The 12,654-nt window shown below is 69.3% G+C and carries 14 protein-coding genes; 10 read left to right on the top strand and 4 right to left on the bottom strand.

The annotated features are described in order from the left end of the window. Nucleotides 1–17: 17 nt before the first annotated feature. From ACWPN7_RS32170 to ACWPN7_RS32200, 7 genes are all read left to right on the top strand, one after another. The gene (locus ACWPN7_RS32170) at nucleotides 18–1,073 is read left to right on the top strand and encodes a TRAP transporter substrate-binding protein (protein ID WP_459197007.1); all 1,056 of its coding nucleotides are present in this window, start codon (nucleotides 18–20) and stop codon (nucleotides 1,071–1,073) included. 51 nt (nucleotides 1,074–1,124) lie between these two features. After that, nucleotides 1,125–3,014 (top strand): TRAP transporter large permease, encoded by a 1,890-nt coding sequence (locus ACWPN7_RS32175; RefSeq protein WP_456510892.1) that lies wholly within the window; start codon nucleotides 1,125–1,127, stop codon nucleotides 3,012–3,014. A 44-nt stretch (nucleotides 3,015–3,058) separates the two neighbouring features. After that, a complete protein-coding gene (locus ACWPN7_RS32180; protein WP_109071561.1) occupies nucleotides 3,059–3,598 on the top strand; it encodes a VOC family protein in 540 nt (179 codons plus the stop codon). 8 nt (nucleotides 3,599–3,606) lie between these two features. Next, the gene (locus ACWPN7_RS32185; RefSeq protein ID WP_459197006.1) at nucleotides 3,607–4,878 is read left to right on the top strand and encodes a ribulose-bisphosphate carboxylase large subunit family protein; all 1,272 of its coding nucleotides are present in this window, start codon (nucleotides 3,607–3,609) and stop codon (nucleotides 4,876–4,878) included. Beyond that, nucleotides 4,875–6,182, top strand: a complete 1,308-nt coding sequence (locus tag ACWPN7_RS32190) for a four-carbon acid sugar kinase family protein (protein ID WP_459197005.1) — start codon at nucleotides 4,875–4,877, stop codon at nucleotides 6,180–6,182. The genes ACWPN7_RS32185 and ACWPN7_RS32190 overlap by 4 nt, the downstream gene beginning before the upstream one ends. A gap of 192 nt (nucleotides 6,183–6,374) precedes the next feature. Then, a complete protein-coding gene (locus tag ACWPN7_RS32195) occupies nucleotides 6,375–7,106 on the top strand; it encodes a helix-turn-helix domain-containing protein (protein WP_149648969.1) in 732 nt (243 codons plus the stop codon). Nucleotides 7,107–7,205: 99 nt separating this feature from the next. After that, the gene (locus tag ACWPN7_RS32200) at nucleotides 7,206–7,580 is read left to right on the top strand and encodes a response regulator (RefSeq protein WP_459197004.1); all 375 of its coding nucleotides are present in this window, start codon (nucleotides 7,206–7,208) and stop codon (nucleotides 7,578–7,580) included. Between the two features lie 15 nt (nucleotides 7,581–7,595). Here ACWPN7_RS32200 and ACWPN7_RS32205 read toward each other — a convergent pair whose 3' ends face one another. Beyond that, complete coding sequence (locus ACWPN7_RS32205; protein ID WP_103039432.1) at nucleotides 7,596–7,784, bottom strand: hypothetical protein; 189 nt, start codon at nucleotides 7,782–7,784, stop codon at nucleotides 7,596–7,598. Between the two features lie 86 nt (nucleotides 7,785–7,870). Continuing rightward, nucleotides 7,871–8,155 (bottom strand): HU family DNA-binding protein, encoded by a 285-nt coding sequence (locus ACWPN7_RS32210; protein WP_014241890.1) that lies wholly within the window; start codon nucleotides 8,153–8,155, stop codon nucleotides 7,871–7,873. A gap of 177 nt (nucleotides 8,156–8,332) precedes the next feature. On the opposite strand from ACWPN7_RS32210, the gene ACWPN7_RS32215 reads away from it, so the two are divergent. From ACWPN7_RS32215 to ACWPN7_RS32225, 3 genes are read left to right on the top strand one after another with little or no spacing between them, the layout of a single operon-like run. Further along, complete coding sequence (locus tag ACWPN7_RS32215) at nucleotides 8,333–8,881, top strand: sigma-70 family RNA polymerase sigma factor (protein WP_040137136.1); 549 nt, start codon at nucleotides 8,333–8,335, stop codon at nucleotides 8,879–8,881. 2 nt (nucleotides 8,882–8,883) lie between these two features. Next, entirely contained in the window at nucleotides 8,884–9,771 is an 888-nt protein-coding gene (locus ACWPN7_RS32220; protein WP_103039431.1) for an anti-sigma factor family protein, read from the top strand. 60 nt (nucleotides 9,772–9,831) lie between these two features. Beyond that, complete coding sequence (locus ACWPN7_RS32225; RefSeq protein WP_109139186.1) at nucleotides 9,832–10,554, top strand: Bax inhibitor-1/YccA family protein; 723 nt, start codon at nucleotides 9,832–9,834, stop codon at nucleotides 10,552–10,554. Between the two features lie 71 nt (nucleotides 10,555–10,625). Here the strand turns inward: ACWPN7_RS32225 and ACWPN7_RS32230 are convergent, their stop codons facing one another. Together ACWPN7_RS32230 and oxlT are read right to left on the bottom strand one after the other, a co-directional pair. Next, on the bottom strand, nucleotides 10,626–11,114 hold the full coding sequence (locus ACWPN7_RS32230) for a hypothetical protein (protein ID WP_459197519.1): 489 nt from the start codon (nucleotides 11,112–11,114) through the stop codon (nucleotides 10,626–10,628). Nucleotides 11,115–11,255: 141 nt separating this feature from the next. Continuing rightward, entirely contained in the window at nucleotides 11,256–12,584 is a 1,329-nt protein-coding gene (oxlT, locus tag ACWPN7_RS32235; RefSeq protein WP_014241882.1) for an oxalate/formate MFS antiporter, read from the bottom strand. Between the last annotated feature and the right edge of the window lie 70 nt (nucleotides 12,585–12,654).

The raw sequence follows: 12,654 nt of genomic DNA on the forward strand, positions 1-12,654 counted from the left end.
TTTCCTGGGAGGAAAGCATGAACCCGCTCTCGCGCCGCACGATGCTCAAGGGGTTGGCCGCCACTCCGGCGATCGGAATGGCTGCCGGATTGGCCGCGGGGGCCGGTACCGCCACCCTGATCGGCGCGCCGCGCATTGCCCGCGCCGCCGAGTTCGACTTCAAATACGGCAACAACCTGCCGCTGACCCATCCGCTGAACGTCCGCTCGCACGAGGCGGCGGAGCGCATCCGCCGCGAGACGAACGGCCGCGTCGACATCCAGATCTTCCCGAACAACCAGCTCGGCGGCGACACCGACATGCTGTCGCAGGTGCGCAGCGGCGGCATCACCTTCTTCACGCCCTCGGCGCTGGTCATCGCCACGCTGGTCCCGGTGGCCGCCATCAACGCCGTCGGCTTCGCCTTCGCCGATTACGGGCAGGTCTGGTCCGCCATGGACGGCAAGCTGGGCGAGCATGTGCGCGGCGCCATCTCCAAGGTCGGCCTGCACGCCTTCGAGAAGATGTGGGACAACGGCTTCCGCCAGATGACCAGCGGGGCCAAGCCGATCCAGACCGCCGCCGACATGGACGGGCTGAAGATCCGCGTCCCGGTCAGCCCGCTCAGCATCGCCATGTTCAAGTCGCTGTCCGCCGCACCGGCCAGCCTGCAGTTCTCGGAGGTCTATTCCTCGCTCCAGACGCGCATCGTCGACGCGCAGGAGAACCCGCTGCCGATCATCCAGGTCGCCAAGCTGTACGAGGTGCAGAAGTACTGCGCCCTGTCCAACCACATCTGGGACGGCTTCTGGTTCATCGCCAACGGGCGCGCTTGGCGCGGCCTGCCGCCGGACCTGCAGAAGATCGTCTCCACCGCGATCAACGAGGCCGGCGTCCAGCAGCGCGAGGACATTAAGGCGCTGAACCAGTCGGTGCAGGCCGACCTCCAGTCCAAGGGACTCGCCTTCAACCAGCCGTCGCCCGACAGCTTCCGCGCCAAGCTCCGCGACAGCGGCTTCTACGGCGAATGGAAGGGCCGCTTCGGCGACGAGGCCTGGGCGCTGCTGGAAGGCGCCGTCGGCAAGCTCGCCTAAAGAACGGCCTGAAGAACGGCTGTGGACAACACGGGAAGGGAGGGTGCGGCTTTGTCTCACCACGCGACGGCGCTCGACGAGAGCGGCGCCATGCCAGGGGCCGCGTCCGGCGGTTCCTGGACCGATCGGCTGGACCGCGGCCTCGCCGCGACGGTGGAGGGCGTCGCCGCCCTGATCGTTCTGGCCGAGATCGCCATCCTGCTGGCCGGGGTGACGGCGCGCTACGTCTTCCATGCGCCGCTGGTGTGGTCGGACGAGCTGGCCTCCATCCTCTTCCTGTGGCTGTCCATGCTGGGCGCCGTGGTGGCGCTGCGCCGCGGCGAGCACATGCGGATGACCGGTCTGGTCAGCCGCGTCGGCCCGACGCCGCGCGCCCTGCTGGAAACGCTGGCGATCACGGCGCCCATCGCCTTCCTGGCGATGATCCTGCACCCCGCCCTGGACTACGCCGTGGAGGAGCAGTTCATCGTCACTCCGGCGCTGGAGATCAGCAACGCCTGGCGCGCGGCGGCCCTGCCGACCGGGCTGGGGCTGATGGCCGTGGTGGCGCTGATCCGGCTGATGCGGATGCGCAATCTCCGGATCACGCTCGCGGCGGTCGCGCTGACCGCGGCGGTGACCGTGGCCTTCTGGCTGGCCGGGCCGGTGCTGAAGCCGCTGGGGCAGGCCAACCTCGTCATCTTCTTCGTCGGCGTGGTCGCCGCCTGCGTGTTCGGCGGCGTTCCCATCGCCTTCTCCTTCGCGCTGGCCACCTTCGGCTATCTGGCGCTGACCACCTCGACGCCGCTGCTCGTCATGGTCGGGCGGCTGGACGAGGGCATGTCGCACCTGATCCTGCTGGCGGTGCCGCTGTTCGTCTTCCTCGGCCTGCTGATCGAGATGACCGGCATGGCCCGCGCCATGATCCAATTCCTCGCCAGCCTGCTCGGCCATGTGCGCGGCGGCCTGTCCTACGTGCTGATCGGGGCGATGTATCTGGTGTCGGGCATCTCCGGCTCGAAGATCGCCGACATGGCGGCCATCGCGCCGGTGCTGTTCCCGGAGATGAAGAAGCGCGGCGCCCCTCCGGGCGACCTCGTGGCCCTTCTGTCGGCGACCGGCGCGCAGACCGAGACCATCCCGCCCTCCATCGTCCTCATCACCATCGGCTCGGTCACCGGCGTGTCCATCGCGGCGCTGTTCGCGGGCGGCCTGCTGCCGGCGGTGGTTCTGGGTGCGGCGCTCTGCGCCGTCGTCTGGTGGCGCTACCGCCATGAGGATCTGAGCCACATCCGCCGCCCGCCGGCGTCCGAGATCGCCCGTCTGGCCGTAGCCGCCCTGCCGGCCATCCTGCTGCCCTTCGTCATCCGCGCCGCGGTGGTGGAAGGTGTGGCGACGGCGACCGAAGTGTCGACCATCGGCATCGCCTACTCCACCCTCATGGGCCTGCTGGTCTACCGCCAGTTCGACTGGGCGCGGTTGAAGCCGATGCTGATCGAGACGGCGTCGCTGACCGGGGCGATCATCTTCATCGTCGGCTGCGCCACCGCCATGGCCTGGGGCCTGACGCAGTCCGGCTTCTCCCGCGCGCTGGCCCTGTGGATGGCCGACATCCCCGGCGGCGGTTACGGCTTCCTCGCCATCTCCATCGTCGCCTTCATCATCCTGGGCAGCGTGCTGGAGGGCATCCCCGCCATCGTCCTGTTCGGCCCGCTGCTGTTCCCCATCGCCCGCGACGCCGGGGTGCACGAAGTGCATTACGCGATGGTCGTGATCTTCGCCATGGGCATCGGCCTGTTCGCCCCGCCCTTCGGCGTCGGCTACTACGGCGCCTGCGCCATCAGCAAGGTCAGCCCGGACGAAGGCCTGAAACACATCTGGGGCTACGTCGCCGCCCTTCTCGTGGGCCTGATCGTGGTCGCCGCCATTCCGTGGATTTCCACCGGCTTCCTTCCCTACTGAAGTCTTGCCGGTCCCCCCATAACGATAAAATCAGGAGTTCCTTCATGAGCCGATTCTTCGGCCAGATCCGGCAGGCTGGCTACGTCGTTGACGACATCGAAGCCGCCATGGACTACTGGAGCCGCACCCTGGGCATCGGCCCGTGGTTCTACAACGAGCGGGTTCCGATCCGGAACTACACCTACCGCGGGGAGCGGTACGAGGTTCACAACTCGGTCGCGCTCGCCAACTCCGGCCCGCTCCAGATGGAGCTGATCCAGACCCGCAACGACGCGCCGTCGATGTACCGCGACTTCCTGAAGGCGGGCCGCACCGGCCTCCAGCACGTCGCCTACTGGACCGAAGACTACGACGCCGACCTGGAGCGGCTGACCGGCCAGGGCTTCAAGCCGGTGATGAGCGGCGAGGTCGGCGAGAAGGGCCGCTTCGTCTATTTCGACACCGAGTACCACCCCGGCACGGTGATCGAGCTGTCGGAGGTCGCCGGGCCGAAGGGCAAGATGTTCGACCTGATCCGCAACGCCTCCCTCGACTGGGACGGCCGCGATCCGGTCCGGCCCTTCCCCGATCTCAGCCGCCTGTGAGTCTCGCCATGCGCTCCGACCGCTTCGAGGCGACCTATCTGATCGAGACCCCGCTGGACCCCGCCAAGGTGGCGGAGGTCATGGCGGGGGAGCAGTCCTGCGGCACCTTCACCCGCGTCCACGGCGAGACGGACGACCTGCGCGCCCGCGCCCGCGCCGTGGTGGAGCGGGTGGAGGAGTTGGAACCCGTCGCCTCCCCCAGCCTGCCGAACACGTGGCTGGAACGGCAGAAGCGGCCGGGACCATGGCGGCGCGCCCACGTCACCATCAGCTTCCCCACCGGCAACGTCGGCGCCAACCTGCCGACTCTGGCCGCAACGGTGGCCGGCAACCTGTTCGACCTCGGCGAGGTCACCGGCCTGCGGCTCGACTCCGTCCGCCTCCCCGCCGCGTACCGCAATCGCTTCGACGCGCCGCGGCACGGCGTGGCCGGCACGCGGCGGCTGACCGGGGTGGAGCGCGGGGCGCTGGTCGGCTCCATCATCAAGCCGAACCTCGGCCTGTCGGCGGAGGAGACCGGAGAGCTGGTCGGCACGCTCTGCGCCGCCGGGCTGGACTTCATCAAGGACGACGAGATCTGCGCCGATCCGATCCACGCCCCGCTGGCCCAGCGCGTGCCGGCGGTGATGGACCGGGTACGCCGCCACCAGGACCGCACCGGCAAGCACGTCATGGTCGCCTTCAACATCAGCGACGAGACGGACGCCATGCGCCGCCACGCCGATCTGGTGGAGCGCGAAGGTGGAAGCTGCGTGATGGTCAGCCTGAACTGGTGCGGCTTCTCCGCCGTGCAGACGCTGCGTCGCCACAGCGGGCTGGTGCTGCACGGGCACCGCAACGGCTTCGGCGCCCTGTCGCGCCACCCCAGCCTGGGCATCGGCTTCGACGCCTACCAGACGCTGTGGCGGTTGGCCGGGGTGGACCACATGCACGTCCACGGCCTTCAGGGCAAGTTCGCCCAGCCCGACGCGGAGGTCATCGACGGCGCCAAGTCCTGCCTCGCCCCGCTGGCCGAAGGCTGCGACGATACGGTGATGCCGGCCTTCTCCTCCGGCCAGTGGGCGGGAACCGTTCCCGTCACCTGGGACGCGGTGGGGACGGACGACCTGCTGTTCATGTCCGGCGGCGGCATCATGGCTCATCCGGACGGCCCCGCCGCCGGCGTGACGAGCATCCGTCATGCCTGGGCGGCGGTGCGCGAGGGCGTCACCCTGCCCGACGCCGCCGCGACCCGGCCGGAGTTGAAGCGTGCCCTGGAGTTCTTCGGAGCGGGCAAGTGACGGCGGCGCACCCGCCGCCCCGGCTGGGCTGGTACGGGGACGACTTCACCGGGGCCACCGACACGCTGGCCACGCTGGCGAAGGCCGGGCAGCGGGCGCTGCTGCTTCTGGAGATCCCCGACGCGGAGCGGCTGGCCGGGCTCGGCCCGCTGGACGCGCTGGGCATCGCCGGGGCATCGCGCACCATGGACCCGGAGGCCCTGCGGGCGGAGCTGGAGCCGGTGGGGCGCTTCTTCGCCGGGCTCGGCGTTCCGGTGATGCACTACAAATGCTGCTCGACCTTTGACAGCTCGCCGCGGGTCGGCAGCATCGGAGCGGCGGTGGCGGCCCTGCGGCCCTTCTTCCCCAACCGTTTCCTGCCGGTGGTCGGCGGCCAGCCGAACATCGGGCGCTACTGCCTGTTCAGCACGCTGTTCGCCGCGGCGGGCACCGGCGGGACGGTCCACCGCATCGACCGCCACCCAACCATGAAGGCCCATCCGGTGACGCCGATGACGGAGGCCGACCTGCGCCTCCACCTCGCCGCGCAGGGGCTGGAGGGAATGGGCGCCCTGCACTATCCGGATTACGGGCTGGACGCCGGGGCGCTCGACGAAAAGCTGGACCGGATGGTGGCGGGCGGCGCACCCGCCGTCCTGCTGGACATCGCACAGCCGGCGGATCTGGCGCCCGCCGGGCGGCGGATCTGGGAGCGGGCGCGGCGTTCGCCCCTGCTGGCGGTCGGGCCGAGCGGCGTGGTCCAGGCGCTGGCCACCCAATGGCAGCGCGACGAGACGGTCGGCGACGCGCCCCTGGCCCCGGCGGAGGGGCCGGTCTTCGTGCTGGCCGGCAGCCTGTCGCCGGTCACGCGCAAGCAGATCGCCGCGGCCTCCTCCTTCCACCGGATGCCGGCGGACGCGGGCGCCCTGTGCCACGACGACGCCTACCGCGAGCGGCTGCGGAGCGAGATCGCTGGCCTGCTGGGCCAGGGGCGGAACGTGCTGGTGTGGACCGCCCCGGCGGAGGGCGAGGCGCCCGACACCGCCCAGTCCGCCGCCATCGCCGACGCGACCGCGGACTTCGTGGCTTCGGTCGCCCGCGCGGTGCCGCTGCGCCGTATGGGCATCGCCGGGGGCGACACCTCCAGCAAGGCGGTGAAGGCGCTGGGCCTGTGGGGCCTGTCCTACCGGACGGCGCTCAGCCCCGGCGTGACGGTCAGCCTGACCCACAGCGCTCACCCGCCCACCGACGGCGTCGAGCTGATGCTCAAGGGCGGGCAGATGGGATCGGAGGACCTGTTCGAACGGCTGGTCCACGGGGGGTGAGCATCCCCGCTCCCCCTCCGCCCCCATGCGTCCACCGAGGCGTCCGCAATGCCCCCTAGGTAGTCTTACGTACGCAAAGCCCCTTAGGTACAAGACCGAACTGCACAGGGTACCCCGCAGCGCATAACTTCGGCTCATCGAGCGGTTGCCCCACGGGGACGGGCCGCTTCCACGAACGCCGAGGGGCCCGACATGCACGCTCACACCGCCATCGCCGCCCAGCCGACGCGTGTTCCGCACGGCCATCAGGCCGCCGTGATGGCGATGCCGCGTGTCGCCCCCTCCCGTCCCGCCGCCGGCTTCGCCGCCAACGACATCGACCCGCTGGCCGCCATCGCCCAGTTCCGGGTGTTCGACCGCGAGCAGTCCATCTTCGCCGAGGGCGAGGCCGCCGACGCCGTCTTCCGGGTGGTCGACGGCATGATCCGCCTCTACAAGCTGCTGCCGGACGGGCGCCGCCAGATCATCGGCTTCCTCCAGGCCGGCGACATGGTCGGGCTGGCCTTCGCCGACCGCTATCTCTATTCCGCCGAGGCGATCACCGCCTCCACCGTCCAGCGCATCCCGCGCTGCCAGCTCGACACCCTGCTGGACTCCCAGCCCGCCCTGGCCCGCCGGCTGCTGTCGGTCACCACCTCCGAGCTGGTGGCGGCGCAGGACCAGATGCTGCTGCTGGGCCGCAAGTCGGCGCTGGAGAAGCTGGCCAGCTTCCTGCTGGCGCTGAGCCGCCGGGCCGGTGCCGGCCGGGCCATCGCCCTGCCGATGAGCCGCTGCGACATCGCTGACCATCTCGGCCTGACCACGGAAACGGTGTCCCGCGGCTTCACCAAGCTGAAGACCTCGCGCCTGATCCGCATCCTGGATGGCGGCCGGGTCGAGCTGCTGGACGCCGAGGCCCTGGCCGAATTGGCCGAGTGCGCCTGAAACCAAGCAACCTGATCACCCTGCGCATTCAAGGGAAATCCATTCGGCCGGCCGCAACGTACCCCTTACTCCCTTTGCGTTGCACTGTCAGGCCGAACCATGGAGTCCGTTCCCCACATCCTCGTCGCCGAGGATGAGCGCCTCGAAGCCCTGGCCCTTGCCGACACGCTGGAAGGCCAGGGGCTGCGCGTCACGCTGACCCACAACGGGTTGGAAGCCATCACCGCCCTGGAAAGCTGCCCGGCGTCGCTGCTGATGACCGACCTGCGCATGCCGGTGATGGATGGCAACGAACTGATTCGCCGGACGCGGGCGCGGCGGCCCGCCCTGCCGGTGATCGTCATGACCGCCGACAGCGGCGCCCTCTGGCACCCGGAGTCGGGCCGCCTGCGCGTCCTGCACAAGCCCTTCAGCTTCCAGGCGGCGATCGGCGCTGTCCGCGCCATGCTCGACCAGGTCGGGACGACCGGGTAGGACCGGGCGTCAGCCCTATTCGCCGACGTCGTCCTTGGGGGCGGCGTTGCGGGGCGGCGGCTCGATCACCGGGCCGACCTTCACGCTGCGGGCGGACAGCGGCACGATGTCGCCGATCGGCATGTAGGAGCCATCGGCCAGTTGCTGCGCCGGCTCCCACCGTCCTTCGACCTTGATCCAGCGATAGACGTTGTTGCTGCTCATGTCGTCACCAAGAAATTTGGAAAGACGAAAGGGGCGGCGTTGCCGCCGCCCCTTCATCCGATACAAGGATCGTCCTTGCGGAAGGCTTACTCGGCCTTGCCGTTGACGGCGTCCTTGAGGGCCTTGCCGGCGGAGAACTTCGGCGCCTTGGAGGCGGCGATCTTGATCTCCGCACCGGTCTGCGGGTTGCGGCCCGTGCGCTCGCCGCGCTCGGCGATCTCGAACTGGCCGAAGCCCGGCAGCTTGACCGTCTCCCCCTTGACCAGCGCGTCCTGCAGGCTTTCCAGAACCGCGTCCAGCGCCTTGCCGGCGTCGGCCTTGGTGCCGCCCAGCTTGCCGGCGATCGCGTCGATGAGATCGGCCTTCGTCATTCCCTACTCCCCTTGTTCATGGAGGAACCCCAGCATTCTCCAGGGCTCCAGGCGCTTCTGACCTACTCCGCCCTGCGTCCGCGCGCAAGCCAATCCCGTGGCGATTTTTTCCCCCGGAGCGGATTAAGCCACGGCATGATCCGTATGCCGAGTGTGAAGAACCAATCCGGGACGGTGATGAAAGACGAGTTGGGACAGCATCTGGACGTTCTGAGGCGCTACGCCCTGGTCCTGATGCGCGACCCCGATCAGGCCGAGGACCTCGTCCAGGAGGCGCTCGTCAAGGCCATCGAGGGGGCGTCGTCCTTCACGGACGGGCGCGACCTGCGCAAGTGGCTGCTCGCCATCGTCCACAACACCTTCGTGGACCGCTGGCGGCGCCAGCAGGCCGAACGCCAGGCGACCGGCGAGCTCAGCTCGATGGCGGAGGAAGGCTCCCCGCCCGCGCAGTTGAGCCACGTTCATCTGGGCCAGACCATCGCGGCCCTGATGACCCTGCCGGTCGAACAGCGGGAGGCCCTGGTGCTCGTGGCGCTCGACGGCATGTCCTACCGGGACGCCGCGGAGTGCCTGGGCATCCCCGTGGGCACCCTGATGTCCCGCCTGGGCCGTGCGCGCGACGCGCTGCGGGCCAAGACGGGCGGCGGGCGCCAGCCAGCGTCAGACCAGTCCGACCGCAACCCATCAGACCGGGTCCAGCGCCCCCCGTTGCGCGTGGTGAAATGACGATGAACGAACCGATCAGCGACATCGACCTGAACGCCTATGTGGACGGCGAACTCGACGCGCAGCGCCGCATCGAGGTCGAAGCCTACCTGGAGGCCAATCCGGACGAGGCCGCCCGCGTCATGCACGACATGCGGGTGCGCGACGAAATCCGCCTGTTCATAGCCGGCCCGGCCGTTGAGAAAGCGGAGCCGGAGATGGCCGCGCCCGAACCGGTTGCTTCCCCGGCTCCCGCCGCGGCCCAGCCGGCGGTCGGCGCCGGCGCGCCGCTGCCGCGGCGCAAGCAGTGGGGCGCGCTGTGGCGCCGCCCGGCGGCGGAGCTGATGAACCGGGCGCGGGCGCGGGCCGCCAACGGCTCGGGCCGCGGACGGCGGGCCGTCGCGGCGCTCTGCCTCGTCGGGCTCGGCTGGACGGCGCACAGCGCGGTGTCGTCCCTGTCGGTCAACCCCGTCGCCACGGCGCACGCGGCCACCCACTACATCACCATCGCGGCGCAGACCCACCAGCAGGCGCTGCACAGCGGGATCGACTTCAAGCCCTTCGCCGACGCCGCCCAATCCCTGGTCAACCGTCTGGCCCCCGCCAACCCGGAGGTCGCGGTGCCGATCCCGCAGCTCGATATCGGGCAGGCGCCGGACGGGCTGCGCACGGTGGCCTGGGACGGCGGGGTCGCGGTGCAGGCGGCCTACCGCCACGGCGGGTCGCAGTTGATCACGCTGTTCGCCAGCGAGGTCGACCGCTTCGCCGTCACCGAACCCCAGGCGGAGCGGATCGGCAACGTCTCGGTCGCCTACTGGCAGGTCGGGACGACGGTCTACGCGCTGTGCGGCGAGCAGCCGGAAAAGGAAATCCTGGCCCATGCCCGCGACGCCCGCATGGCCTGGTTCTGAAGCAGACGCACTGAACGACAAGCATCCGAACGATAAGCATCCGAAGGACATGGTGAGACAATGAGCGGACCCTTCTACGGCAACCAATTCGGCAGCGCGGCGCCGGCTTACGGCGCGGCGTTCGACGAGGGCCTGCGCAAGCACATGCTGCGGGTCTACAACTTCATGATGCTCGGCCTTGGCGTGACGGGGCTTGTGGCGCTGTTCGTGGCGAGCACGCCGGCGCTGTACGTTCCGATCTTCACGACCCCGCTGAAGTGGGTGGTGATGCTGGCGCCGCTGGCCTTCATCATGGTGCTGTCCTTCCGCTTCCACGCGATGTCGGCGACCGCGCTGCAGGGGCTGTTCTGGGCCTTCTGCGCGGTGATGGGCGTGTCGATGGCGTCGATCTTCCTGGTCTTCACCGGGGCCAGCGTGGCGCGGGTGTTCTTCATCACCGCGGCGATGTTCGCGGCGATGAGCCTGTGGGGCTACACCACCAAGGCCGACCTGTCGAAGATGGGTTCGTTCCTGATGATGGGCCTGATCGGCATCGTCATCGCCAGCCTGGTCAACATCTTCGTCGGCTCCAGCGCCCTGCAGTTCGCGATCTCGGTGATCGGCGTGGTCATCTTCACCGGCCTGACCGCCTACGACACCCAGCGCATCAAGGAGGAGTACGCCGAGGGCCACGGCCACGAGGGCAACACCAAGCTCGCCGTCATGGGCGCCCTCTCGCTCTACCTCAACTTCATCAACCTCTTCCAGATGCTCCTCCAGCTCATGGGCAACCGCGAGGAGTAAGGCGGCGCTTCCATCCGGCGCACCGCCTGCCAGAAAGGGCCGGCCGCTTCCCGCGGCCGGCCCTTTCTTTTTTACGGCTTGCCCGTTGCCGGCGCGGCGTCCGGCTTGGGCGGATACTCCACCGACACGATGTGCAGGGAGTTGTTCGGGAAGGAGCAGGCCGCGTCCGGCGCCACCTGGGACGCCGGGTCGAAGGCGTAGGGACGGGGGGAGCGGCCGGCGGACGTTCCCCCCGTCCCAGCCCCGGCCCCGGCCGCCGCCGTCTGCACGCCCGGCCCGGTCACCCGCGACGTCCAGGGCGCACCGGTGAAGACGCCCGGCGTCGATTCCTCCGCCCACAGCCACAGCACGCGGGTGCCCACCGGCTGCGGCTGCGTGAAGGAGTGCAGCACCCGCTCGCAGGTCTCCCGGTCCATGTTGTGGATCGCCCGTTCGACCACCGTGTTCTCCGTCCGGGGCGTCCAACGCGACAGCAGCAGCGAGCCGAGGGCCACGCTGACCGCCACCCCGCCCAGCGAGCAGGCGACCACCAGCCGGAAACTGCCGTCGTCCTTTGCCATTCCTTGCCCCCGCCGTCGATTGTCCATGCCCCCTCCATCGACACGCCTCACGTTTGTGTTCCGCTCCGCAAGGCCGGCCCGAAACGCCGAAAAGGGGACCACGCGCGTGGTCCCCTTCCGGTCGATCCGCTGAAGCGGAGGTTACGGGCTGGCCGCCGCCGTGACCGGACCCCTGCCCTGCTGGGCGGCGAGTTCGGCGTTGCGGGCGTGGTGCTTGCGCAACATGGGCCGCAGGACCGCGAGGGCGCAGAAGGCCGCGATGAGGTCCATGGTGGCGCAGATGTAGAGCACGGTCGCCCAGGTGCCGGTGGCTTCCATCAGCAGGTTGCCCAGCGGGACCAGCAGGGCCGCGACGCCCTTGGCGCAGTACAGCACGCCGTAGATCTTCGCCGCATGCTTGGTGCCGAAGGTGTCCGCCGAGGTGGCGCTGAACAGGCTGTACACTTCGCCCCAGGCCAGGAACACCATGCCCGACAGGATCAGGAACATGATCGGGTCGTGGCCGAAGCGGCTGAGCATCAGGATGCCAATGCCTTCGAAGGTGAAGGCGATGAACATGGTCGCTTCACGGCCGATGTGGTCGGAGATGAAGCCGAACAGCGGACGGGAGATGCCGTTCATCACGCGGTCGAGCATCAGCGCGAAGGGCAGAGCCGCCATGGTGATGCCGAACAGGCTGATCGGGGCTTCCTTCACGCCCAGATCGTGGGCGATCACGCCGAGCTGGGCCACCGCCATCAGACCGCCCGAGACGGTGCAGATGAACATGACCATCATGACCCAGAAGACCGGCGTCTGCAGCGCTTCCTTGAGCGTATAGTCGCGGCGGGACTGCAGGACCTTGGTCGAGGCCTTCACCTGATCCTTCTGCGGGGCGCGCAGGAAGAAGGCGGCGATGAGGATGATCGTGCCCTGCAGCAGGCCGAACCAGAAGAAGGCAGCCTGATAGCCCGAGGAGTGGATCATGTTGGCGATCGGCAGGATCGTCAGGGCCGAACCGGCGCCGTAGCCGCCCGCGGTCAGGCCGACGGCGAGGCCGCGCTTGTCCGGGAACCACTTGATGGCGCTGTTGACGCAGGTGGCGTAGACGCAGCCGACGCCGATGCCGCCGATGGCCGAACCGACATAGAGCATGCCGAGCGAGCCGGCGTAGCTGTCGATGATCCAGGAGAGGCCGGTCATCACGCCGCCGAAGGCGACGATGACGCGGGGGCCGTAGCGGTCGATGAAGTAGCCTTCGATGGGGGTCAGCCAGGTCTGGACGACGACGAAGACGGTGAAGGCGGTCTGGATCGAAGCGCGGGTCCAGCCATGGGTGGCCTGGATTTCCGGCACGAAGAGCGTCCAGGCGTACTGAATGTTGGCCGCGGCGACCATACAGACGATGCCGACGACGATCTGCATCCAGCGCGCGCCTTCGGAAATGGGCGCCTGCGAGCCGCCAGGCGGTGCAGCGATGGACTGACTCATTACTCTTCCTCCCCAATGCGGTGATCGAACACTCAACTCAGCCGGGCGGGGCCGATGGTTGTTGTCGCAT

The sequence above is a fragment of the Azospirillum sp. UENF 312511 genome (assembly GCF_058780635.1).

Bases quoted from the DNA above. Each gene is read 5' to 3' on its own strand.
- ACWPN7_RS32170 (WP_459197007.1), top strand. From the start codon at position 18: ATGAACCCGCTCTCGCGCCGCACGATGCTCAAGGGGTTGGCCGCCACT.
- ACWPN7_RS32180 (WP_109071561.1), top strand. From the start codon at position 3,059: ATGAGCCGATTCTTCGGCCAGATCCGGCAGGCTGGCTACGTCGTTGAC.
- ACWPN7_RS32185 (WP_459197006.1), top strand. From the start codon at position 3,607: ATGCGCTCCGACCGCTTCGAGGCGACCTATCTGATCGAGACCCCGCTG.
- ACWPN7_RS32195 (WP_149648969.1), top strand. From the start codon at position 6,375: ATGCACGCTCACACCGCCATCGCCGCCCAGCCGACGCGTGTTCCGCAC.
- ACWPN7_RS32200 (WP_459197004.1), top strand. From the start codon at position 7,206: ATGGAGTCCGTTCCCCACATCCTCGTCGCCGAGGATGAGCGCCTCGAA.
- ACWPN7_RS32205 (WP_103039432.1), bottom strand. From the start codon at position 7,784: ATGAGCAGCAACAACGTCTATCGCTGGATCAAGGTCGAAGGACGGTGG.
- ACWPN7_RS32210 (WP_014241890.1), bottom strand. From the start codon at position 8,155: ATGACGAAGGCCGATCTCATCGACGCGATCGCCGGCAAGCTGGGCGGC.
- ACWPN7_RS32215 (WP_040137136.1), top strand. From the start codon at position 8,333: ATGAAAGACGAGTTGGGACAGCATCTGGACGTTCTGAGGCGCTACGCC.
- ACWPN7_RS32220 (WP_103039431.1), top strand. From the start codon at position 8,884: ATGAACGAACCGATCAGCGACATCGACCTGAACGCCTATGTGGACGGC.
- ACWPN7_RS32225 (WP_109139186.1), top strand. From the start codon at position 9,832: ATGAGCGGACCCTTCTACGGCAACCAATTCGGCAGCGCGGCGCCGGCT.
- ACWPN7_RS32230 (WP_459197519.1), bottom strand. From the start codon at position 11,114: ATGGCAAAGGACGACGGCAGTTTCCGGCTGGTGGTCGCCTGCTCGCTG.
- oxlT (WP_014241882.1), bottom strand. From the start codon at position 12,584: ATGAGTCAGTCCATCGCTGCACCGCCTGGCGGCTCGCAGGCGCCCATT.